We start from the raw sequence: 20,647 nt of genomic DNA on the forward strand, positions 1-20,647 counted from the left end.
CGGGCGCGCCGTAGGTTGGCGGCATGAAGAACAAGGACCAGAGCAGCCCCGTCGCCCTGGTGACCGGCGCCTCCCGCGGCCTCGGGGCCGCCATCGCCGGCCGCCTCGCCGCCGAAGGATGGGCGGTGGCCGTGGGCTGCCATGCGGGCCTGGCGCAGGCCCGCCGCGTGGCCGGGGAGATCCGGGCGGCGGGCGGAACGGCCAGGGAGTTCGCCGCCGATGTCACCGACGAGGCCGAAGTCGCCCGCCTCGTCGAGGAGATCACCGCGACCCTGGGCCCGGTCACCGCCCTGGTCCTCAACGCCACCGGGCCGCAGCCGAACATCGCCCCCGAGAAGCTCGGCTGGCAGGACCACCTCGACCAGCTGACGTTCTTCGTGAAGAGCCCCACCCTGCTGATGCAGGCCGTGCTCCCGGCGATGCGGGAGAACGGCGGGGGCCGGATCATCCAGATCGGCTCCGACGTGCTGGAGCGCGCGCTCCCCGACATGTCCGCCTACGTCGCCGCCAAGGCCGCCCAGCACGCCCTGACCCGGTGCTGGGCCAGGGCCCTGGGCGAGTACGGGATCACGGTCAACACGGTGGCGCCCGGCTGGATTCCGGTCGAGCGGCACGCCGGAACCCCGGCCGAGTCGCTGGCCTCCTACACGGCCGAGGTCCCGCTCGGCCGCATGGGGCGCCCGGAGGACGTCGCCGCCGCCGTCGCCTTCCTCGCCTCCCCGCAGGCGGGCTTCGTCACCGGCGAACGCGTCAAGGTCAACGGCGGCCACGCGCTCGGCACGGCGTAGGCGCCGTCGTTCCGGCCTCCGCGGGGCCGCGGCCGGCGCGTGGCCGTCCGCCGGGCGGCGATCGTCTTCGGCCACCGCCGCCCCGGCCGGGCGGCGGTGGCCGCACGCGCGGCCGTCAGGGGGCCGCCGCGTAGCACCGGAGGGCCACCTTGTGCCCCGGGCGCCACTGCCGTTCGACGGTGGCCAGCAGGTGCCAGCCGAGTCGCTCGTACAGGGCCGTCGCCGCGGTGCCGGAGGCCAGCACGTCCAGCACCGGGTGCAGGCCACGGTCCCGCGCCGCCGTGACCGCCCGCGCCATCAGCAGCGCGCCGATCCCGTGGCCGCGGGCCGACGGGGCGACGAACAGCCGGTTGACCACGGCGGCCGCTTCGCTGCCGACCCCGGCACGTGCGCTCCACACCCCGGGCGCCGCGTCGTCCGCACCACTCCGGGCCAGGCCCACATGCCCGACGATGCGGCCGTCCCATTCCGCCACCCAGGCGGAGAACTGCGCGGGTGGGCTCAGCCAGGTGCCCGGGCGGTCGGGCCAGTACACCGGGTACCCGTCCCGCTCGTGGACCTCGGCCAGCAGCCGTACGCAGGCATCCAGGTCGCCATCGGCCCGGTGCCTGAGGCGCGGCGACGGCGTCGTGCCGGAGGCGCTCTCGTTTTCCACCGCGGCATGGAAACACACTCCACGGCCCGTGGCCAGGGACTTTCGCAACCGGCCCCCGGCGCGGGCCGGGCCCCCGCCGGGGGCGCCCCACGCGCGGGGGCCGCCGCGCCGGGGACCCGCCCGCCCCGGGGCGGCTACAGGTCGTCGGGGGCGGGTCTGCTGCGGGAGGAGAGCACCTCGCCGTACGCCTGCATGAGGTCGGGCAGGCGCAGCGTCGCCAGCTCCTCCCTGGTGGGGGCCGTGTTCGACTCGGCGAGCCGCATGTCGCGGAAGGCGCAGCAGGACTCGTAGAGCGTCCGCAGGAAACGGCCGTTGCCCAGCTCGTCGATCCAGCCCTCGGCGACCACGTGCGCGGTGATGCTCCGCAGCTCCTCCAGCGCCTCCGGGTCCCAGAGGTCGCCGTGCTCGGCGGCGAGCAGCTCGCCGATCGCCGTCAGCTCCTTCGGCGTGTAGCTGGGGAACTCCACCCGCGCCGAGAAGCGCGAGCCGAGGCCGGGGTTGGCGGCCAGCAGCCGGTCCATGCCCTCGGGGTACCCGGCCAGGATCACCACCAGGTGCTCCCTGCTGTCCTCGGCCCGCTTCAGCAGCACCTGCAGCGCCTCGTCCCCGTAGGCGTCGCCGCGGCTGTAGCCGGTGTGGACCAGGCTGTACGCCTCGTCGATGAACAGCACGCCGCCGAGCGCCGAGTCGATCAGCCGATTGGCCTTCACCGCGGTCTGCCCGAGGAACTCGCCGACCAGGTCCGCCCGTTGGGCCTCCACCAGCCGGTCGTGGCTGAGCAGCCCGAGCGCGTGGAAGACGCGGCCGAGGATGCGGGCCACGGTCGTCTTGCCGGTGCCCGAGGGGCCGGAGAACACGAAGTGCCGCTTGGGCGGTTGCACCGGCAGCCCCTGCCCCGAGCGCAGCCTGGCCATCCGCAGCTGCGCCGACATGGCCCGCACCTGCTCCTTCACCGGCCCGAGCCCCACCATCCGGTCCAGCTCGGCGAGCGTACGCTCGAGCAACGCCGGGTCCGCGGGCGGCGGCAGCGGCACGGCGCCCGCCGGCCAGGCCCCGTGCCCGGGCACGGGGCCCCCCTCGGCCCCGGCCGGCGCCGCGGGGGAGGGCACCCGCCCGGCCGGCAGGTCGAGCGCGCCGAGGGCCGCCTCGGCGCCGCCGGGCAGGCCCCCGGCCCCCGGCGGGCGGGCCGCGGCCCCGGGCGGGGCGGCGAGCAGTTCCGCGTCCGGGTCCTCCGCGGCCAGCGCGGTCAGCCGCTCGGCGGTGTCCATGAACTCGGGGTCGGCGTGCTGCACCGCCCGGTAGAGGGGGATCGCCGCCGCGCTGCGCCCGCTGCCCTCCCGCGCCCTCGCCAGCCAGTACCGCAGCTCCTTGCGCTGCGGCTGCTCGCTGCGGCAGCGCATCAGCGCGGCGGTCAGCAGCGGCTCCGCCTGCTCGAACATCTCCAGCCGAACCCGCGCCATGCCCGCGAACAGCCCTGCCTCCACGCCGAGTTGCGGATCGTCCACGAGGGTGGCGGTGAACCGGAAGAGGCCCTCCCAGTCCTTGGAGAGGTAGCAGCGGCAGGCGTGCAGGAACCTGGCGTACGGATCGGACTCCGGCGGCGGGCACTGCGCCAGCGCCCGGTCCAGCTCGGTCATCCTGCGGCCGTCGAGCAGGTGGGAGGCGTAGGCGAGCAGCAGGTCGCGCCCGGTCTCCAGCACCGGTTGCACCCACCAGCCCAGCCAGTACCAGGAGCTGAGCGGGCGGCCGTGCCGCTCGCGCTGCTCCCCGAACCGGGCGCGGTTGCGGTACATCTGGCTCAGGGCCGTCGGCACGTCGGCGCGCAGCGCGTGCAGCCCGAGCCAGGCGTCGGCCATGCCCGGGTCCTCGCGCACCGCCGCCCTGAACTCCTCCTCCGCCTCGGCGTAGGCGGCGGAGGCATACGCGTCCACGCCGCGCAGCCAGGCCAGCTCGGCGCCGGTGCCCTGGGGTGGGGTGCCGTGCGTGCCAGAACTCATGACGACCCCCACAACGGGCTCCCGCTGCCTTGTCCCCAGCACCCGCGGGGCCTCAGCCGCAGGCATCGTAGCCGGGGCCCCTTGGTCTCATCAGGATATCCGCAAAGGGCTTTGACGGATCATCAGCGAAGTGCCCGGCCTCGGCCGCCGTCCACTCCCGCCAGAACTCCGTCAGTTCCGCGCCGTCCCTGCGCAGCCCCCGCGCCCAGGCCACCGCGGGCGGCACGGCCAGCCAGATCAGGAAGGACAGCCGCGGGCGCAGCGCCCGGCGCCCGGCGCCCACCCCCTCGACCAGTACCACGGGCGCGGGCCCGACGGCCTCCTCGGAGCCGAACCTGCGCCGTTCCCAGTCGTAAACGCGATAGCGGGCCTCCCGCCCGCGGGAGAGCGGCCCGAGCACCTGCACCTCGAACGCCTCCGTCCAGCCGAAGAACGACGCGTGGCTCGCCAGGTCGTCCAGGTGCACCACCGGCGCGCCGCCGAGCGCCCGCGCCAGCCGGGCCGCGAGGGTGCTCTTGCCCGAGCCCGCATGGCCGTCGATCCCGACCAGCCTGACCGGCCCGCAGCGCGGCCGGAGGGCGCGCAGCCGGGCGGCCAGGGCGGCCAGTCCCTCGTCCGGTGGGGAGATCATCCCGGCAAGGCTAGCGATGCCACTGGTCGACACCAATATTCTTTCCGACCGTTCCGGGGCAATTACTGGTCGTCAGCTTTCGGACGGGCGATAGTGGTGCCCGTCGCGCCCGCACCCCACCGAACCGACGCACCCCCCACGCAACCGCCGCATCCGCACCACCCCACCCACCGGTTCCGGGTCGGTGGCCCGGACCCACGCCAGGAGACGACGGGAGACACCCAGGTGACCTCGATGCCACGCCGAACCGTACTCGCCGCCGTCGCCGCCGCCGCGGTCGGCGGCAGCGCATCCCTCGCCGTCGACTCGGCCGCCGCCCGGCAGGGCCCGCGCGGTCGCCGCGGCGGCCGGCCCGGGGCCGCGAACGCGTCCGGCATCGAGTACCGGGGCTGGGTCTGCGCCGCCGACTGGCGCCAGGGCAGCGCCTCGGGCGTCTCCGTGGTGGGCGGGTCGCGCCCCGGCGTGGCCTTCGCCGCCGCGCAGGGCACCGTGGACTACGCCGACCCGCACACCGGCAGCACCCGGGCCTGGGAGTACGCCACCTGGCTCTCCCCGGTGCACCGCCCCGCCACCCCGGCCACCGAGCTGATCGCCTCCTGGAACGCGGACACCCCCGCCGGCTCCTTCCTGCGGGTCGAGGTGCTCGGCACCTACGCCGACGGCACCGACACCCCCTGGTACACGCTGGGGGTGTGGGCCGCGGGCGACCAGGACATCCGGCGCACCTCGGTGGACGGCCAGCAGGACGGCAAGAGCTCGGTGTGGACCGACACCCTCGCCGTCGACGACCCGGCCGCGGGGCCGCTGCTCACCGCCTACCGGCTGCGGCTGACGCTCTACCGGGCCCCCGGCTCGGCCGCGGTGCCCACCGTGTGGCGGCTGGGCGCGATGACCTCGGCCGTGCCCGACCGCTTCGAGGTGCCCGCCACCGAGCCCGGGCCCGCCGCGGGCGTGGAGCTCACGGTGCCCGCGTACTCGCAGGACGTCCACGACGGCCAGTACCCCGAGTACGACGGCGGGGGCGAGGCCTGGTGCAGCCCGACCTCCTCGCAGATGATCATCGAATCCTGGGGCCGCCGCCCCAGCCCGGAGCAACTCTCCTGGGTCGACCCGGACTTCGCCGACCCGCAGGTGTGCCACGCGGCCCGTTTCACCTTCGACTACCAGTACGAGGGCTGCGGCAACTGGCCCTTCAACGCCGCCTACGCCGCCACCTACCCCGGGCTGCAGGGGGTCGTCACCCGCCTCGCCTCCCTGTCCGAGGCGGAGACGCTGATCGCCGCGGGCATCCCGCTGATAACGTCCCAGTCCTTCGTCGAGTCCGAGCTCGACGGCGCGGGCTACGGCACCTCGGGCCACCTGATGACGGTGATCGGCTTCACCGCGGAGGGCGACGTGATCGCCAACGACCCGGCGAGCCCGGACAACGCCGCCGTCCGGCACGTCTATCCCCGGCGATCCTTCGAGAACATCTGGCTGCGGACCAAGCGGTACGACGCGGCGGGCAACGTGAAGAGCGGCACCGGCGGGGTCTGTTACCTCTACTTCCCGGTCTCCCTCACCGCGGCCCAGCGGCGTGCCCTGGCCGCCGTGGGAGTGCGCTGAGCGGCCGGCCGCCGGGCCCCGGCGAGGCGCCGTACGGCACGCCCTCGCCGGGGCCCGGCGGCCCGCGTCCGCGGCGCCGGCCGCTAGAGGACCAGCACGCTCATCTGGTGATCCGAGATGGACAGGTACTCCTCGCCCGGGACGAGCCGGCGGAACTCCGGTTCGACGCAGCCGCTGTTGTCGTACATCCGTATCGTCTGATCGGTGAAGTTGCTGGTGATGACCACGCCCGCGGGGATCGCGAAACAGCCGCTCGGGTTGGTGTAGGTCACCCCGGCTATGCGGAGGGTGCCGCTGGCCGCCTGCGCCGGAAGGCGAGGGCCACCGCGAGGACTCCCGCGGCGGCGGCCGCCCCGGCCGCGCCCGCGAGGCGCTTCATGCTTCGCATCTGCATTCTCCTTTCCCGTCTGCCGACGTCAGGACCACAGTGCGCCGAAGCGCTGGCAAAGCGCTGAACGATCACTAAACGGCACCCGGTGGCCGCCTCCAGGCTCGCCACCCCGACTCCGCTCACGGAGCGTCAATCCCTGGCCGCAGTCTGGCGCTTGGGCGCGGACGCGCGGCATGATCGCCCTACCGGCCGCGGCGACCGTCCCGGCCCGCGGGCCGGTGGATTCGGCCCGGCCAGGCAGCGCCGCGCGAAGCCGGCGCTCCCCACCCCGTGGCCGCGTCCTCACGTGGTCCTCTCGTCCGCATCCCACCAAGGACGACATCCGGGCCGCCGCGATCCGGCGGCCCACGACGCTGGAGGAAGCCCATGCCCCCGGTCGAGACCCCCACGCGGGTGCGACGCCACCTGCCCACCGCGCACGCGGAGGAACTCCTCGCCCGCACACGTGAGTTGATCCGCGAGGAGGTGCTGCCGCAGGCCGCGGCGGGGGAGGCCGCGGGCGACTTCCCGCGGGAGACCTTCCGGCGGCTGTCCGCGGCCGGGCTCCTCGGCCTGCCCTACCCGGCCGAACACGGCGGCGGGGGACAGCCCTACGAGGTGTACCTCCAGGTGCTGGAGGAACTCGCCGCCGCCAGGCTCACCGTCGGCCTCGGCGTCAGCGTGCACACGCTGTCCTGCCACGCGCTGGCGGACTTCGGCACCGCGGGGCAGCGCGCCGCGCACCTGCCCGCCATGCTGCGCGGCGGGCTGCTCGGCGCCTACTGCCTGTCGGAGCCCGCCGCCGGCTCCGACGCGGCGGCGATGCGCACCCGCGCCACCCGGGAGGGCGGCCACTGGGTGCTCACCGGCACCAAGGCGTGGATCACCCACGGCCCCGTCGCCGACTTCCTCACCGTCTTCGCCCGCACCGGCGCCGCGGGGCCCCGCGGCATCAGCGCCTTCCTGGTGCCCGCCGACGCGCCGGGGCTCAGCGTCGCCGCGCCGGAGCGGAAGATGGGCATGAACGGCTCGCCGACCGCGCAACTGCACTTCGAGGGCGTCCGGGTCCCCGACGAACGGCGCCTCGGCGAGGAGAACGGCGGCTTCCGCATCGCCATGGCCGCCCTCGACGCGGGGCGCCTGGGCATCGCCGCCTGCGCGATCGGCGTGGCCCAGGCGGCCCTCGACGTGGCGGTGGCCCACACGACCAGGCCGGACGCGGGCGGCGAACGCCTCGCGGACCAGCAGGGGCTGCGTTTCATGCTCGCCGACATGGCCACCAGGATCGAGGCCGGGCGCACCCTCTACCTCGCCGCCGCCAGGCTGCGGGATGCGGGGCTGCCCTTCTCGCGCGAGGCCGCGATGGCCAAGCTGTTCTGCACCGACGCCGTGATGCGGGTGACCGGCGACGCGGTGCAGCTGATGGGCCAGGAGGGCTGGGACGCCTCGCTGCCCGCGGAACGGTACCTGCGCGAGGCGAAGGTGCTGCAGATCGTCGAGGGGACGAACCAGATCCAGCGCTCGGTCATCGCCAGGCACCTGCTGGGCCGGGAACAGAGCGCGGAGCGGCCCGCGCAGCCGCGGGTGCCGGCGGGCGCCGTCCCCGAGGCCGTCCCCGGGCCCCGCGCCTCCTAGCGGGGCCGCACCGCCGCGGGGACCGGCCCGGCTACGCCGCCTGGCGCAGCGCGGGCATCCTCGCGGCGGGCCCGGGCGCCGCGACGTGGGAGAAGGGCTGCAGCCGCCAGTCGAGCCCCTCGGGCAGGGCGGCGAGCACGGCGGTGTCGACCAGCGGCACCACGGGCGTCTCCACCGCGCCGCCCTCCGCGACGGCACGGCCGGAACCCGGGCAGACCTGGAGGCCGAACGGGTCCCAGGGCGTGGGGCACAGGGCGTGCTGCGGGAGGGAGTCCCCGGCCCTGGCGAGGGCGATCGGACGGGCGCAGCCGGGGCAGACGACCCGGATCACCTCGCCCGCCTGCTCGTCGTCGAACTCGTCGTCGAGGAACTCGAAGTCTTCCCGCTCCTCGGCGAACTCCGATGGCGGAGCGGCCGGTTCGGAACGGCGAGGCGGCTTCGAAGCGCGCATGTGCATCCCCCTTGGATGGCGCTATGGCGTTGGCCACAGCAAGCATTTCCCGCGGGGTTCGGCGAATAATCGCGCAGCAGAACGGCGTACCGCAGGCCGTTTGTGTTGTTCGTCACACAAGTGTTGCGAAAACGTGCCCCTTTCCCCGGGGGACCCATGCGTCAGGCCGCCCCCTCCGGCCCGCCGGCCCCCGCCCGGCGCGCCGCCGCGACCGCGGGGGCCCGGCGGGGGTCCGATAGGTTACGGAGCCGTGGAGGAACTGGACCGGCGCATCGTGGAACTGCTCGTCAGCGACGGGCGTATGAGCTACACCGATCTGGGCAAGGCCACGGGCCTGTCCACCTCGGCGGTCCACCAGCGGGTGCGCCGGCTCGAACAGCGCGGCATCATCCGCGGCTACGCGGCCATCGTGGCTCCCGAGGCCGTCGGCCTGCCGCTCACCGCGTTCGTCTCCGTGAAGCCCTTCGACCCGAGCGCGCCCGACGACATCGCCGACCGGCTCGCCGGCCTGCCCGAGATCGAGGCCTGCCACAGCGTCGCGGGCGACGAGAACTACATCCTCAAGGTGCGCGTCGCCACCCCCGCGGAACTGGAGCACGTCCTCGCCCGCATCCGCACCCTGGCCGGCGTCTCCACCCGCACCACCGTCGTGCTCTCCACGCCCTACGAGTCCCGCCCGCCGCGCATCTGAGGCCACGGCCGGCGGCCGGGCGGGGGCGGCCGGGTGCGGGCGGCGCTCAGCCGGAAGACTTGGGGCATGACTGAACGCACCACCCCCGGCGAGCGCCCGGGCCCCGGACGCACCGTCCTGCTGCGCCGCGGCGAGATCCACAGCCCCGCCGATCCCTTCGCCACCGCCATGGCGGTCGAGGGGGACCGCATCGCCTGGGTCGGCTCCGAGGCCGCGGCCGACTCGCTCGCCCCCACCGCCGACGAGGTGATCGACCTGGACGGGGCGCTCGTCACCCCGGCGTTCACCGACGCACACGTGCACACCACCTCCGCCGGGCTCGCGCTGACCGGCCTCGACCTCGCGGGCGCCGCCGGCCTCGGCGAGGCGCTCGCGCTGATCCGGGAGCACGCCGCCGCCCGCCCCGCGGGCGAGGTGCTCCTCGGCCAGGGCTGGGACACCACCCGCTGGCCCGAGCAACGCCCGCCCACCCGGGCGGAACTCGACGCCGCGGCCGGGGGACGCCCGCTCTACCTCAGCCGCGTGGACGCCCACTCGGCCCTCGCCAGTACCGCGCTGATGGACCGGGTGCCCGGGCTGACCAGGCGCGAGGGCTGGCGCGAGGACGGCCCGCTCACCGGGGACGCGCACCACGCCGTGCGGCGCGCGGCCGACGCCGGGATCACGCCGCGGCAGCGCGCCGCCGCCCAGCGGGCCGCGCTCACCAGGGCCGCGGCGCTCGGCATCGGCGCCGTGCACGAGTGCGCGGGACCCGAGATCTCCAGCGAGGAGGACCTCGCCGCGCTGCTCGCCCTCGCCGCGGCGGAACCGCTCCCGCGCGTCTTCGGCTACTGGGGCGGACTCGTCACGGACGCGAAGGAAGCGGAACGCGTCCGCGAACGCGGCGCCGTCGGCGCGGCGGGCGACCTCTTCGCCGACGGCTCGCTCGGCTCGCACACCGCGCACCTGCGCGAGCCCTACGCCGACGCCCCGCACCACGGCACCGCACACCTGACCGCCGCGGAGGTCGAGGCGCACGTCACCGCCTGCACCGAGGCCGGGCTCCAGGCCGGCTTCCACGCCATCGGCGACGCCGCGCTCGACGCCGTGGTGGCCGGATTCCGGGCCGCCGCCGCCCGGCTGGGCACCGGCCGGGTGCGCGCCGCGCGGCACCGGGTCGAGCACGCGGAACTCCTCACCGAGGAGACCATCGCGGCCTTCGCCGACCTGGCGCTCACCGCCTCCGTGCAGCCCGCCTTCGACGCCGCGTGGGGCGGCGCGGACGGCATGTACGCGCGCCGCCTGGGTGCCGAACGCGCCCGTGCGCTCAATCCCTTCGCGGCGCTGCTGCGGGCGGGCGTGCCGCTCGCCTTCGGCTCGGACGCCCCGGTCACCCCGCTCGACCCGTGGGGCACCGTGCGGGCCGCCGCCTTCCACCGCACGCCCGCGCACCGCGTCTCGGTGCGCGCCGCCTTCACCGCGCACACCAGGGGCGGCTGGCGGGCCCTCGGCCGCGACGACGCGGGCGTGCTGGCCCCGGGAGCGCCCGCGGACTACGCCGTGTGGCGCACCGGGGAACTGCTCGTCCAGGCGCCGGACGACCGGATCGCCCGCTGGTCCACCGACCCCAGGTCGGGCACCCCCGGGCTCCCCGACCTGAGCCCGGGCGCCCCGCTGCCCGAGTGCCTGCGCACCGTCGCCGGCGGCCGGGTCCTGCACGACCTGCTGACCGGCTGAACGAGTGATCCGCGCGGGCGGCGTACCGCCGAACGACGTGCCCTGTGCCTGTCGCACTCGTGGCCGCCCTCCGCACTGACCTGGATCTTTGAGGGAAACCTCCAGGTCAGACGGCTGTTGACAGCCGACCGCCGGGCAACGGTAGGTTCGGCCGGGTCCACCACGGGACGTCCGGCCGGGCGCGGCTCCGCGCAGTCGTCGAACGCTGCTGGGCCAGAGGGCGGGCCGCCGGACGGCGCCCCGCCAGCGGGAACCAGGTCCAGTCTGCCTGCGGCACGGGGGCGGCAGATGACGCCCGGACGGCTGGTGCGACCCGGGCGGGACCCGGACGCTCAGTAGACAACGGCTTTCGGTCGACCCGCAGCCAGCGGGTCCCGGGCCGGACCGAAGGGCGCCGGGTCCCGATCCGCACGACTTCCGCCGTCCGAGGTACGGTCGTTCTCCACCGCTCGCTCTGCAGAGAGGCCACGACCGTGCCATCGGGCCCCGAGACGACCACGGCCGGCGATGCCGAGGACTTCCGCGAGGACGCCGCGGAGCCGCCCGCCGGGCCGCCAGGCGCGCCGCCGCCCGGCGGCGCAGTGCCTCCCGACGCCCCCGCCGCCCCTTCCGCCCCGGCGGGCCGGAGGCCCACGCGGCGCCGCAGGCTGGCCGCCGCGGCGCGGCGGCACTGGCGGGTCAGCCTGGTGGCCGCCGCCACCGGAGTGCTCCTCGCGCTGGCCTTCCCGCCCTACGGCGTGTGGCCGCTGTCCTTCCTCGCGGTGGCGGCGCTCTCCGTCCTGACCCACGGCAGGACCTGGCGGCAGGGCGCCTGGCTCGGCTTCGCGCTCGCCCTGCCCTTCTTCTTCTGGCTGCTGCGCTGGCTGCACGTCATCGGCTGGGACGTGACCTTCGGCCTGGCGCTCGCCGAGGCGGCGTTCTTCCTCGCCCTGGGCGCCGGGCTCGCGCGGACCTCAACGCTGCGCCTGTGGCCGCTGTGGGGGGCCTGCCTGTGGGTGGCCGAGGAGTGCGCCAGGGACCGCCTGCCGCTCGGCGGCTTCCCCTGGGGCAGGCTCGCCTTCGCCAACACCAGCAGCCCGTTCACCCCGCTCGCCGCGCTCGGCGGCGCCCCCCTGGTCAGCTTCGCGGTGGCCCTGTGCGGCACCCTGCTCGCCTGGGCGGCCCTGCGCCTGGCGCGCGCCCACGGCACCGGGCGCCCCTCCTGGCGGGCCGTGCGCCGGCGCACGGTGGCCCTGCCCGCGCTCGGCGCCACCGCCCTGGCCGCCGGGGCGGCGGTGGCCGGGTACGCCGTCCCGGTGCCCACCGACGCGGAGGACACCGTCTCCATAGCCGTGGTCCAGGGCAACGTCCAGCGTCCCGGCATGGACTTCCTGGGCCGCCCGATGCAGATCCTCGACAACCACGTGGACGCCACCCTCCGCCTGGCCGAGGACATCGAGGCCGGGCGGGTGGAGCGGCCCGATCTGGTGCTCTGGCCGGAAAACGCCTCCGACCTCGACCCGTACCGCGACGCGGAGGCGCGCGCCGCCATCGAGGAGGCGGTCAGGGCGGTGGGCGTGCCCATCCTGGTCGGCGCGCTGGTCGACCACCCCACCAAGGAGGGGTACGTCCTCAACCAGGGCATCGTCTGGGACCCGGTCACCGGCCCCGGCGCCTCCTACACCAAGCAGCACCCCGTGCCCTTCGGCGAGTACGTGCCCTTCCGCGACCAGCTCAGCACCGTCATCACCCGCCTCCAGCGGGTCCCCCGCGACTTCTACCCCGGCGACCACACCGGGGTGCTCGACGTCGGCCCGGCCAGGCTCGGCGACGTCATCTGCTTCGAGGTGGCCTACGACGGCATCGTCAGGGACACGGTGAACGACGGGGCGCGGGCGCTGGTCGTCCAGACCAACAACGCGACCTACGGCCGCACCGGGCAGCCCGAGCAGCAGCTGGCGATGTCGCAGCTGCGGGCGGTGGAGCACGGCCGCGCGGTCGTCACCGTGGCGACCAGCGGCATCAGCGCGATCGTCGCCCCCGACGGCAGCATCGAGCAGCGGACCGAGGAGTTCACCCAGGACGTGCTGACCGCCCGGCTGCCGCTGCGCGACGGGAAGACCGTCGCCGACCGGCTGGGGGCGGCCCCGGAGTGGGCCCTGACCGCGGTGGGCCTGGGCGCCTGGGCGCTGGTGGTGGTCCGCGGGCGCAGGGCGCGCCGCGCGGCGCCGGCCGCGGACTTGGCGCAGGCGGCCCCGCCCGCGCGGGCCGGGGGGACCGCGGCGGAGGGGGCGGCGGGTGACTGACGAGGCGCGGCGCCCGGCGGACCCGCTGGGCCGGGTCCTGGTGATCATCCCCACCTACAACGAGGCGGACAACCTCCCCGGGCTGCTGACCAGGGTGCGCGCGGTGCGGCCGAGCTGCGAGGTGCTGGTGGCCGACGACAACAGCCCGGACGGCACCGGGAAGCTCGCCGACGAGGCCGCCTCCAGGGACCCGGGCGTGCACGTGCTGCACCGGCGGGGCAAGGAGGGCCTGGGCGCCGCCTACCTGGCGGGCTTCGCCTGGGGCCTGGAACGCGGCTACGACGTCCTGGTCGAGATGGACGGGGACGGCTCGCACCAGCCGGAGGAGCTGCCCAGGCTGCTGACCGCGGTGCGCAACGGGGCCGACGTGGTCCTCGGCTCCCGCTGGGTCCCCGGCGGGAGGATCGTGCACTGGCCCCGGTACCGGGAGCTGCTCTCCCGCGGCGGCAGCGGCTACGCGCGGCTGCTGCTCGGCCTGCCGGTCCGGGACGTGACGGGCGGCTTCCGGGCGTTCCGCAGGCACGTGCTGGAGGGCGGCTTCCTCAGCGACGTCGCCTCCCAGGGCTACTGCTTCCAGGTGGACCTGGCCCACCGGGCGGTGCGGGCAGGGCACCGGGTGGCCGAGGTGCCCATCACCTTCGTGGAGCGCGAGTACGGCGACAGCAAGATGAGCCGCGACATCGTGGTCGAGGCGCTGTGGCGCGTCACGGCCTGGGGCCTGGCGGCCCGTTTCGGCAGAGCGGCCGGGCGAAGGCACACTTGAGTCATGACGAGCGGCACCCCGAACCCGTACCGAACCGGCGGCGGCGCCAGCAGCCGCGGCCTGCGCAGGAGGAGCCGGGCCAGGCGGCTGCTGCCGCTGGGCGTCGCGGTGTGGGCGGTCCTCGAGTTCTGGCTGCTCACCGTGATCGGCAATGCCACCAACGGGCTGATCGTCTTCGTGATCCTGCTGGCCGGCTTCGTGCTGGGCGCCGTCGTCATCAAGATCGCGGGGCGGCGGGCCTGGCAGCGGCTGACCGAGAGCCTGCGGCCGCCCGCCGGCCGGGAGGAGCGCGCGGGCGCCCCCGAGCCGCGCCGGGGCGGGAACGGGCTGACGATGCTGGGCGGCCTGCTGCTGATGCTGCCCGGGCTGATCTCCGACGCGGTGGGCCTGCTGTGCATCTTCCCGCCCACCGCGGAGCTGCTGCGCCGCTCGGCCGGGCGGCTGCTGTCCCGGGGCGGCGGGCCGCTGGGCGCCGCCTACCGGGAGGGCGTGAGCGCCAGGGACCGGATGCGCATGCACCGGCCCGACGGGAAGGTCGTGCGGGGACAGGTGGTGCGCGACGAGGACCGGGCCGCGGGGACCGGGGAGGAGCGGGAGCGCGGGGACCGCGGAGAGCCCGGGGACCGCGAGGACCGGGAGCAGGACTGAGGCGCGCCCGCGCGCGTCCCGTGCCGGGGCGGGGGATCGGGGGAGCGCGGGCGGGAAAGACAAAAGGGCCGGGTCACCCTGGTGACCCGAGCCCTGTGATGTCCGCGGGATGCCCGCGAGGTGCCGGCGCTAAGCCGTCTTGCGGCTGTCGCGCGGATGCACCGCGATGTTCATGGCGCCGGAGCGCAGGACGGCCAGCCGCTCGGCCAGCACCTCCTCCAGCTCCTCGCGGGTCCTTCGCTCCATGAGCATGTCCCAGTGCGTGCGCGCCGGCTTGCTCTTCTTCTCCTCCGGCCCCTCGCCGTCCACCAGCAGAGCCTGGGAGCCGCATACCTTGCACTCCCACTCCGGAGGGATCTCGGCCTCCACCGAGAACGGCATCTCGAACCGATGTCCGTTCCGGCATGCGTACTCCACCGCCTGACGCGGCGCCAGGTCGATGCCGCGGTCCGTCTCGTAGCTGGTCACCACGAGCCGCGTGCCGCGAAGAGCTCGCTCACTCATGAATCGTGCCTCCCGGGCTGGTCGCCCACAGGACAGGTGTCGCTGTCGTCATCACTCTGGTCAACGTCCGGTCGGCGGTGAAGATTCCCGTTGCGGGTCATGCCCCGCCCGTCGTGCCTCACTTCTCGTACCCACCGGCGTCCGGTTTGTCACATCTGGTCTGAGATGTCACCCGGCGTCCGCACAGGATGGCTCGGGGTAACGGCGCATCCGGCGGGACCAAAGGCGTAGGTTACCCGGCCGCCGCCGCTCCTCGAAATCCATTCCGGAATCCGTGCTCCCGATCGCGAACACGCGCAGGAAGAACTGGGCCAGGGGCCCGATGGCCAGGGCGTACACCACGGTGCCGAGTCCCGCGGAACCGCCGAGGGCCACCCCCACCGCGAGCACCGTCAACTCCACGCAGGTGCGCATCAGCCGTATGGAGCGGCCGGTGACCCGGTGCAGCGCCGTCATCACCCCGTCCCGCGGCCCGGGGCCGAGCCCCGCCGCTATGTACATGCCGGTGGCCACCCCGTTCAGCAGCACGGCCCCCGCCATCATCGGGAGCTGCCAGACCAGGCCGTCGCCCCGGGGCAGCACCAGCAGGGTGGCGTCCATCGCCGAGCCGATCAGCAGCACGTTCGAGACGGTCCCCAGGCCAGGGCGCTGCCGCAGCGGCAGCCACAGCAGCAGCACCACGAGACCCGTCAGGTTCACCACCATCCCGATGGAGATCCCGGTGTGCTCGGAAAGCCCCTGGTGGAACGCGTCCCAGGGGTCGAGGCCGAGCCCGGCGCGGAGCATCAGCGCCATGCTGATCCCGTACAGGCCGAGGCCCGCGTACAGCTGGACCAGCCGGCGCCCCAGCCGCCTGCCCGCCGGCCGCCCCTGCGCCCCGTCCTCCGGGCCGGCCTCCGCCTTCCGCCCGGGCCCCTCGGCCGGGGGCTTCTGCCCGCGGTCGTTCCCCCGGGCGCTCTCCGGCCCTTCCCCGGGCCCTTCCTGGTCCCGTTGCGGGGTGATTGCCATCCCCGGCTCTCCCCTCTGGCAAAAGTGGACTGGCACGTGACACCCTGTGGCCTGGTCGTATGGTGCGGCCATGGCCAATTCCCGAAAGGTGGCCCGAGTGTCATGACCCAGTGGACCTCAACGGTGGGCGCGGCGCAGCTCGCGCGGCTGCTCGGTTCCCAGGGGGCCTGCGAGGGCCCGGCGGCCCGCAGGCAGCCCGCCTACCGGGAGCTCGCCGACGGCATCAGGCTGCTCGTCCTGGAGGGCCGGGTGCCGGTGGCCGCCAGGCTCCCGGCGGAACGCGAGCTGGCCGCCGCCCTCTCCCTCAGCCGCACCACCGTCGCCACCGCCTTCGAGACCCTGCGCGGGGACGGGTTCCTCAAGTCCCGGCGCGGCTCCGGGAGCTGGACCGCGGTGCCCCCGGGGCGCCCGCTGCCCGCCCGCGGCCTGGAACCGCTCCCGCCCGAGACGGGCGGCGACACCATCGACCTGGCCTGCGCCGCCCTCCCGGCCCCGGAGCCCTGGCTCAGCCGCGCCTTCGCCGCCTCGCTCGAGGCGCTGCCGCCCGCCGCCCGCACCCACGGGGACTTCCCGGCCGGGCTGCCCGCCCTGCGCCAGGCGCTCGCCGACCACTACACCGCCAAGGGCGTGCCCACCATGCCCGAGCAGATCATGATCACCACCGGCGCGATGGGGGCCGTGGGCGCCATCTGCCGGCTCTTCGTCGGCGGCGGCGAGCGGGTGGCCGTGGAGCACCCCTCGTACGCCAACGTGCTGCAGCTGATGCGCGAGGCCGGGGTCAGGCTCGTGCCCGTCCCCATGGCCGAGGGCCTCGGCGGCTGGGAACTGCCCGCCTGGCGCCGCGCCCTGAAGGAGACCTCGCCGCGCCTGGCCTACGTCGTCGCCGACTTCCACAACCCCACCGGCGCGCTCGCCGGCGAGGACCAGCGCCGCGAGCTGGTGGCCGCCGCCCGCGAGGCGGGCACCGTGCTGGTGGTCGACGAGACGATGGCGGAACTCGCCCTCGACCTGGGGCCGGGGGAGCGGCCGCCGCGGCCGGTCGCCGCGTTCGACCACGGCGGGTCGACCGTGGTGACGATCGGCTCGGCCAGCAAGTCCTTCTGGGCGGGCCTGCGCATCGGCTGGGTGCGGGCCGCCCCCGAGGTGATCCGCAGCCTCGCGTCCGCCAGGGCCTGGGCCGACCTCGGCAGCCCGGTGATGGAACAGCTCGCCGTCGGCTGGCTGCTCACCACGGGCGGCTGGGGCCAGGCCCTGGAGCAGCGCAGGGCCGAGCTGCGGGAGACCAGGGCCGCCGTGGTCCAGGCGCTGCGCGCCCGGCTGCCCGACTGGGAGTTCAGCGTGCCGCGCGGGGGCCTCACCCTGTGGGTGCGGGCCGGCGGCCTCTCCGGCTCGCGGATCGCGGCGGCGGGGGAGCGGCTCGGCGTGCGGGTGCCCTCGGGGCCGCGCTTCGGCGTGGACGGGGCGTTCGAGGGCTACCTGCGCATCCCGTTCACGGTCAGCGGGCCCGTCGCCACCGAGGCCGCGGACCGGCTGGCCGCCGCCGCGCGGATGGTGGCCCAGGGGCCGGTGCCCGCGATGGAGACGCCGGCCGGCTACCTCGCCTGACGGGCGCGGCCGCCCGCCGCCTCCCGCCGCGGGGCGGTGGCCTGTCGCGCCCGGCGCGTGTGCCGCGCCGGGAAGGGGCGCGGCGCGGGTACGATCCGCTGCCGGAGTTCCCGAGGCGGAAGCGGCCCCGACGGCCCTCCCGCCGTGTCGCCCGAGGCGGGAGTACGCGCATGCAGGTGGATCTCAGCGGAAGGACCGCCCTGGTCACCGGCTCGACCCAGGGCATCGGCGCGGCGATCGCCGCCGGGCTCGCCCGCTCCGGGGCCAGGGTCGGCGTCAACGGCCGCCGCCCCGGCGGCGTCGAGGCCGCGGTCGCGAGGCTGCGCGAGGAGGTGCCGGACGGCGCCTTCGTGCCGGTCGCCGCCGACGTGACGACGCCCGAGGGCGCCGAGCGGGCGGGCGGGGCCCTGGGAGCGGTGGACATCCTCGTCAACAACCTCGGCGTCTACGGCCCCCGGCCCGCGCTGGAGATCACCGACGAGGAGTGGCGGCGCTACTTCGAGGTCAACGTGCTGGCGGCCGTGCGGCTCACCCGGGCCCTCCTGCCCGGCATGACCGAACGCGGCTGGGGCCGCGTGCAGTTCATCGCCAGCGACTCCGCCGTGGCGATCCCGGCCGAGATGATCCACTACGGGATGACCAAGTCGGCCCTGCTCGCGGTCGGCCGGGGCTTCGCCAAGGAGGCGGCCGGCACGGGCGTCACCGTGAACTCCGTCATCGCCGGGCCCACGCACACCGGCGGCGTGGAGGACTTCGTGTACCAGCTGGTCGGCCGCGAGCTGCCCTGGGAGGAGGCCCAGCGCAGGTTCATGCGCGAGCACCGGCCGCAGTCGCTGCTCCAGCGCCTCATCGAGCCGGAGGAGATCGCGCACATGGTCGTCTACCTCAGCTCCGAACAGGCCTCGGCGACCACCGGCGGCGCGCTCCGCGTCGACGGCGGCTACGTGGACTCGATCCTCCCCTGAGCCGCCCCCCGAGCCGTCCCGGGAACCGGCTCCCCGGCCGCTTAGGCGCCGCCCCCGGGAGCCTCGGGCCCGGCGCCCCCGGGCCCGGCGGGCGGCTTGGCGTCGGCGTAGCAGCGGACGACGGAGACGGTGAAGGGGAAGCGCACCGGGGTGGGGCCGAAGGTGACGCGCCCCGCCTCCTCGCCCGCCGCCACGATCGCCTCGCGGACCGCCGCGGCCTCCTCCTCCGGGCAGTGCACCAGCACCTCGTCGTGCTGGAAGAACACCAGCTCGGCGCGGCTGCCGCGCAGCGACCTGCGCAGGGCGGCCAGCATCACCAGCGCCCACTCGGCGGCGCTGCCCTGCACCACGAAGTTCCTCGTGAACCTGCCGCGGGCCCTGGCCTGGGCGCCGCCGCCCGGCGCGGCGGCCTCCGGCGCCTCTCCCTCCGGGTCCTCCGCCGGCGCCCCCGGCTCGCCGGGACCGCCTGCGGGGCCGTGGGCCGGCGGGCAGGTGCGGCCCAGCCAGGTGCGCACCAGCCGCCCCTGCTCGCCCGCCCTGGCCGCCTCGTCCACGCAGGCCACCGCCGCGGGGAACCTGCGGCGCAGGTCGGCCAGCTGCCGCAGGCCGTCCCCCGAGGTCTGCCCGTAGATCGCGCCGAGCAGCGCGAGCTTCGCCGCCGCCCGGTCGCCGCAGAAGCCACGGTGCGCCAGCTGCGCGTACAGGTCGCCCGGCCGGGCCGCGGCGGCCCCGAGCCCCCGGTCGCCGGAGATCGCGGCCAGCACCCGCGGCTCCAGCTGGTCGGCGTCGGCCACCACCAGGCACCAGCCCGGGTCGGCCACCACCGCGCGGCGCACCACCCGGGGGATCTGCAGGGCGCCGCCGCCGTGCGTGGTCCACCGGCCCGAGGGCGTGCCGCCCGGCACGTACTCCGTCCTGAACCTGCCCTCGCGCACCCAGGTCCGCAGCCAGGACCAGCCGTGCGCGGTGTGGATCCGGTAGAGCCGCTTGTACTCCAGCAGCGGCGCCACCGCCGGGTGGTCGATCCGGCGCAGCTCCCAGGCCCTGGTCGAGGAGATCCTGATGCCTGCCCCGGCGAAGGCCCGCACCACCTCCGCCGGCAGCTCGGGCCGCACCCGCGTCCCGAAGGCCGCCGAGATCTGCTCCGCCAGCTCCGCCAGCCGCCGCGGCCGGCCCCCCGCGTACCGCTCGCCGAGCAGCTCGTCCAGCATCCGCCGGTGGATGTCCGCGCGCCACGGCAGCCCCACCCGGCCCATCTCGGCCGCCACCAGCGTCCCCGCCGACTCGGCCGCGAGCAGCAGCCGCATCCGCTCGGGCCGGGCCACCCTCTCGGTGCGGGCCACCTGCGCCGCGTACACCTCGACCAGCGCGCCCAGCGGGTCCGCGTCCCCGGGCAGCGGCGCCGGGGCGGCCTCGAAGAGCGAGGGCTGCCCCGAGCCGGGGACGCCCGCGGGCGGGTCGGGCGGAACCGGGAGGCCGTGCAGCCGCGCGTAGGCCGCGGCCAGCGAGCGCGGCCCGCCGTACTCGCCCTCGTACCCCAGCAGCAGCGCCTCGGCGGCCGCCACGTCGTAGGCGCGCTCCACCCGCACCCCGGCGTCCAGCAGCCTGGGGTAGACGGCCGCCGTCGAGCGCCACACCCAGCGCGAGACGAACGGCCTGGCCCGCACCGCCTCGGCGGGGCCAGGCTCGGCGCTCACCGGGCCCGCCCGCCGGCCCTCCTCGCCCAGCGGGCACACCAGGACCCGGCCGTCGGCGCACTCCGCCATGGCCCACCGTCCCCCGGGCCCCCGCTCCTCGCTCACCCGTCCGAGTCTGGCAGGAGGCACTGACAGCCGGCCCGTCGCGCCGCCTCGCCGCCTACTCCCCTGGGAGCAGCGCGGGAGCCGCTGCCGGTACGACGACGCGGGCCCCGCCGGGCGGCAGGCTCGACACGTCAGCACACACCACCGCGACGCCGAGGAGCTTCCGCCGTGAGCACGGTGCACATCCTGAACGCCCTGAACGACCTCAACGACCCAGGCCGGACGGCCGGCCTGGCCCACTTCGACCACGACGGAGGCCCCGGCCCCTGGGTCCTGCTGTTCCCCGTGATCTGGGCGGCCGTCGCCTTCTGCGCCGTCTGGCTCCTGCGGCGGACCGCCTGGCGGCGCGGCTTCGGCCCCGGCGGGCACCGGCACCCCGGCAGCCCCCTCGCGGTGCTCGGCCGCAGGTACGCCGCGGGCGAGATCGACGCCGAGGAGTACCGGGAGCGGCGGGCCGTCCTGAGCGAGGACCCGCGGCCCCGCGACTGACCGCGGCCCTCCCGCCGGCGGCCGGAGCAGAGCGGCCGG

Annotated in this window: 19 protein-coding genes; 11 read left to right on the forward strand and 8 right to left on the reverse strand. The window is 76.0% G+C overall.

Annotated elements, in window-relative coordinates:
- Window positions 1-23: 23 nt before the first annotated feature.
- Window positions 24-788 (forward strand): SDR family NAD(P)-dependent oxidoreductase, encoded by a 765-nt coding sequence (locus tag D7294_RS06335; protein WP_120676447.1) that lies wholly within the window; start codon window positions 24-26, stop codon window positions 786-788.
- Window positions 789-903: 115 nt separating this feature from the next.
- Here the strand turns inward: D7294_RS06335 and D7294_RS06340 are convergent, their stop codons facing one another.
- From D7294_RS06340 to D7294_RS06350, 3 genes are all read right to left on the reverse strand, one after another.
- Complete coding sequence (locus D7294_RS06340) at window positions 904-1,443, reverse strand: GNAT family N-acetyltransferase (RefSeq protein ID WP_174248283.1); 540 nt, start codon at window positions 1,441-1,443, stop codon at window positions 904-906.
- Window positions 1,444-1,577: 134 nt separating this feature from the next.
- Entirely contained in the window at window positions 1,578-3,440 is a 1,863-nt protein-coding gene (locus tag D7294_RS06345; protein WP_120677078.1) for an AAA family ATPase, read from the reverse strand.
- Window positions 3,441-3,492: 52 nt separating this feature from the next.
- Complete coding sequence (locus D7294_RS06350; RefSeq protein ID WP_120676451.1) at window positions 3,493-4,071, reverse strand: uridine kinase family protein; 579 nt, start codon at window positions 4,069-4,071, stop codon at window positions 3,493-3,495.
- A gap of 234 nt (window positions 4,072-4,305) precedes the next feature.
- Between D7294_RS06350 and D7294_RS06355 the strand changes: the two genes are divergently transcribed.
- Window positions 4,306-5,676, forward strand: a complete 1,371-nt coding sequence (locus D7294_RS06355; RefSeq protein WP_120677079.1) for a peptidase C39 family protein — start codon at window positions 4,306-4,308, stop codon at window positions 5,674-5,676.
- 83 nt (window positions 5,677-5,759) lie between these two features.
- Here the strand turns inward: D7294_RS06355 and D7294_RS06360 are convergent, their stop codons facing one another.
- Complete coding sequence (locus tag D7294_RS06360; RefSeq protein ID WP_120676453.1) at window positions 5,760-5,948, reverse strand: hypothetical protein; 189 nt, start codon at window positions 5,946-5,948, stop codon at window positions 5,760-5,762.
- A gap of 485 nt (window positions 5,949-6,433) precedes the next feature.
- Here D7294_RS06360 and D7294_RS06365 point away from each other — a divergent pair, with 485 nt between their 5' ends.
- Window positions 6,434-7,681: an acyl-CoA dehydrogenase family protein gene (locus tag D7294_RS06365; RefSeq protein ID WP_120676455.1), complete on the forward strand. Its 1,248-nt coding sequence runs from the start codon at window positions 6,434-6,436 to the stop codon at window positions 7,679-7,681.
- 31 nt (window positions 7,682-7,712) lie between these two features.
- Here the strand turns inward: D7294_RS06365 and D7294_RS06370 are convergent, their stop codons facing one another.
- Complete coding sequence (locus D7294_RS06370; protein ID WP_120676457.1) at window positions 7,713-8,132, reverse strand: hypothetical protein; 420 nt, start codon at window positions 8,130-8,132, stop codon at window positions 7,713-7,715.
- Window positions 8,133-8,382: 250 nt separating this feature from the next.
- Between D7294_RS06370 and D7294_RS06375 the strand changes: the two genes are divergently transcribed.
- The 5 genes from D7294_RS06375 (at window position 8,383) to fxsA (ending at window position 14,235) form a co-directional block, all read left to right on the forward strand.
- Window positions 8,383-8,823 (forward strand): Lrp/AsnC family transcriptional regulator, encoded by a 441-nt coding sequence (locus D7294_RS06375; RefSeq protein WP_174248284.1) that lies wholly within the window; start codon window positions 8,383-8,385, stop codon window positions 8,821-8,823.
- A gap of 66 nt (window positions 8,824-8,889) precedes the next feature.
- Window positions 8,890-10,539: an amidohydrolase gene (locus D7294_RS06380; protein ID WP_120676459.1), complete on the forward strand. Its 1,650-nt coding sequence runs from the start codon at window positions 8,890-8,892 to the stop codon at window positions 10,537-10,539.
- A 473-nt stretch (window positions 10,540-11,012) separates the two neighbouring features.
- Entirely contained in the window at window positions 11,013-12,824 is a 1,812-nt protein-coding gene (gene lnt, locus D7294_RS06385) for an apolipoprotein N-acyltransferase (RefSeq protein ID WP_120676461.1), read from the forward strand.
- Window positions 12,817-13,587: a polyprenol monophosphomannose synthase gene (locus D7294_RS06390; protein WP_120676463.1), complete on the forward strand. Its 771-nt coding sequence runs from the start codon at window positions 12,817-12,819 to the stop codon at window positions 13,585-13,587. The genes lnt and D7294_RS06390 overlap by 8 nt, the downstream gene beginning before the upstream one ends.
- Before the next feature lie 3 nt (window positions 13,588-13,590).
- Window positions 13,591-14,235, forward strand: a complete 645-nt coding sequence (fxsA, locus tag D7294_RS06395; RefSeq protein WP_120676465.1) for an FxsA family membrane protein — start codon at window positions 13,591-13,593, stop codon at window positions 14,233-14,235.
- A gap of 129 nt (window positions 14,236-14,364) precedes the next feature.
- On the opposite strand, the gene D7294_RS06400 is transcribed toward fxsA, so the two are convergent.
- Both D7294_RS06400 and yczE read right to left on the reverse strand, forming a co-directional pair.
- Window positions 14,365-14,739: an RNA polymerase-binding protein RbpA gene (locus D7294_RS06400; RefSeq protein ID WP_120676467.1), complete on the reverse strand. Its 375-nt coding sequence runs from the start codon at window positions 14,737-14,739 to the stop codon at window positions 14,365-14,367.
- A gap of 168 nt (window positions 14,740-14,907) precedes the next feature.
- A complete protein-coding gene (gene yczE / locus D7294_RS06405; protein WP_241562153.1) occupies window positions 14,908-15,747 on the reverse strand; it encodes a membrane protein YczE in 840 nt (279 codons plus the stop codon).
- 102 nt (window positions 15,748-15,849) lie between these two features.
- On the opposite strand from yczE, the gene yczR reads away from it, so the two are divergent.
- Both yczR and D7294_RS06415 read left to right on the forward strand, forming a co-directional pair.
- Window positions 15,850-17,352 (forward strand): MocR-like transcription factor YczR, encoded by a 1,503-nt coding sequence (gene yczR, locus D7294_RS06410; protein WP_120676469.1) that lies wholly within the window; start codon window positions 15,850-15,852, stop codon window positions 17,350-17,352.
- Window positions 17,353-17,522: 170 nt separating this feature from the next.
- Window positions 17,523-18,317 (forward strand): SDR family NAD(P)-dependent oxidoreductase, encoded by a 795-nt coding sequence (locus tag D7294_RS06415; protein ID WP_120676472.1) that lies wholly within the window; start codon window positions 17,523-17,525, stop codon window positions 18,315-18,317.
- Between the two features lie 41 nt (window positions 18,318-18,358).
- Here D7294_RS06415 and D7294_RS06420 read toward each other — a convergent pair whose 3' ends face one another.
- Window positions 18,359-20,083 (reverse strand): bifunctional 3'-5' exonuclease/DNA polymerase, encoded by a 1,725-nt coding sequence (locus D7294_RS06420; RefSeq protein WP_120676474.1) that lies wholly within the window; start codon window positions 20,081-20,083, stop codon window positions 18,359-18,361.
- A 267-nt stretch (window positions 20,084-20,350) separates the two neighbouring features.
- Here D7294_RS06420 and D7294_RS06425 point away from each other — a divergent pair, with 267 nt between their 5' ends.
- A complete protein-coding gene (locus D7294_RS06425) occupies window positions 20,351-20,608 on the forward strand; it encodes an SHOCT domain-containing protein (protein WP_120677083.1) in 258 nt (85 codons plus the stop codon).
- The last annotated feature ends 39 nt before the right edge of the window (window positions 20,609-20,647 follow it).

Source organism: Streptomyces hoynatensis (assembly GCF_003626535.1).
Classification (GTDB): domain Bacteria; phylum Actinomycetota; class Actinomycetes; order Streptomycetales; family Streptomycetaceae; genus Streptomyces; species Streptomyces hoynatensis.

Excerpts from the sequence above, each read along its gene's own strand:
- D7294_RS06335 (WP_120676447.1), top strand. The coding sequence starts at position 24 with ATGAAGAACAAGGACCAGAGCAGCCCCGTCGCCCTGGTGACCGGCGCC.
- D7294_RS06345 (WP_120677078.1), bottom strand. The coding sequence starts at position 3,440 with ATGAGTTCTGGCACGCACGGCACCCCACCCCAGGGCACCGGCGCCGAG.
- D7294_RS06350 (WP_120676451.1), bottom strand. The coding sequence starts at position 4,071 with ATGATCTCCCCACCGGACGAGGGACTGGCCGCCCTGGCCGCCCGGCTG.
- D7294_RS06355 (WP_120677079.1), top strand. The coding sequence starts at position 4,306 with ATGCCACGCCGAACCGTACTCGCCGCCGTCGCCGCCGCCGCGGTCGGC.
- D7294_RS06365 (WP_120676455.1), top strand. The coding sequence starts at position 6,434 with ATGCCCCCGGTCGAGACCCCCACGCGGGTGCGACGCCACCTGCCCACC.
- D7294_RS06370 (WP_120676457.1), bottom strand. The coding sequence starts at position 8,132 with ATGCGCGCTTCGAAGCCGCCTCGCCGTTCCGAACCGGCCGCTCCGCCA.
- D7294_RS06380 (WP_120676459.1), top strand. The coding sequence starts at position 8,890 with ATGACTGAACGCACCACCCCCGGCGAGCGCCCGGGCCCCGGACGCACC.
- fxsA (WP_120676465.1), top strand. The coding sequence starts at position 13,591 with ATGACGAGCGGCACCCCGAACCCGTACCGAACCGGCGGCGGCGCCAGC.
- D7294_RS06400 (WP_120676467.1), bottom strand. The coding sequence starts at position 14,739 with ATGAGTGAGCGAGCTCTTCGCGGCACGCGGCTCGTGGTGACCAGCTAC.
- yczE (WP_241562153.1), bottom strand. The coding sequence starts at position 15,747 with ATGGCAATCACCCCGCAACGGGACCAGGAAGGGCCCGGGGAAGGGCCG.
- yczR (WP_120676469.1), top strand. The coding sequence starts at position 15,850 with ATGACCCAGTGGACCTCAACGGTGGGCGCGGCGCAGCTCGCGCGGCTG.
- D7294_RS06415 (WP_120676472.1), top strand. The coding sequence starts at position 17,523 with ATGCAGGTGGATCTCAGCGGAAGGACCGCCCTGGTCACCGGCTCGACC.
- D7294_RS06420 (WP_120676474.1), bottom strand. The coding sequence starts at position 20,083 with ATGGCGGAGTGCGCCGACGGCCGGGTCCTGGTGTGCCCGCTGGGCGAG.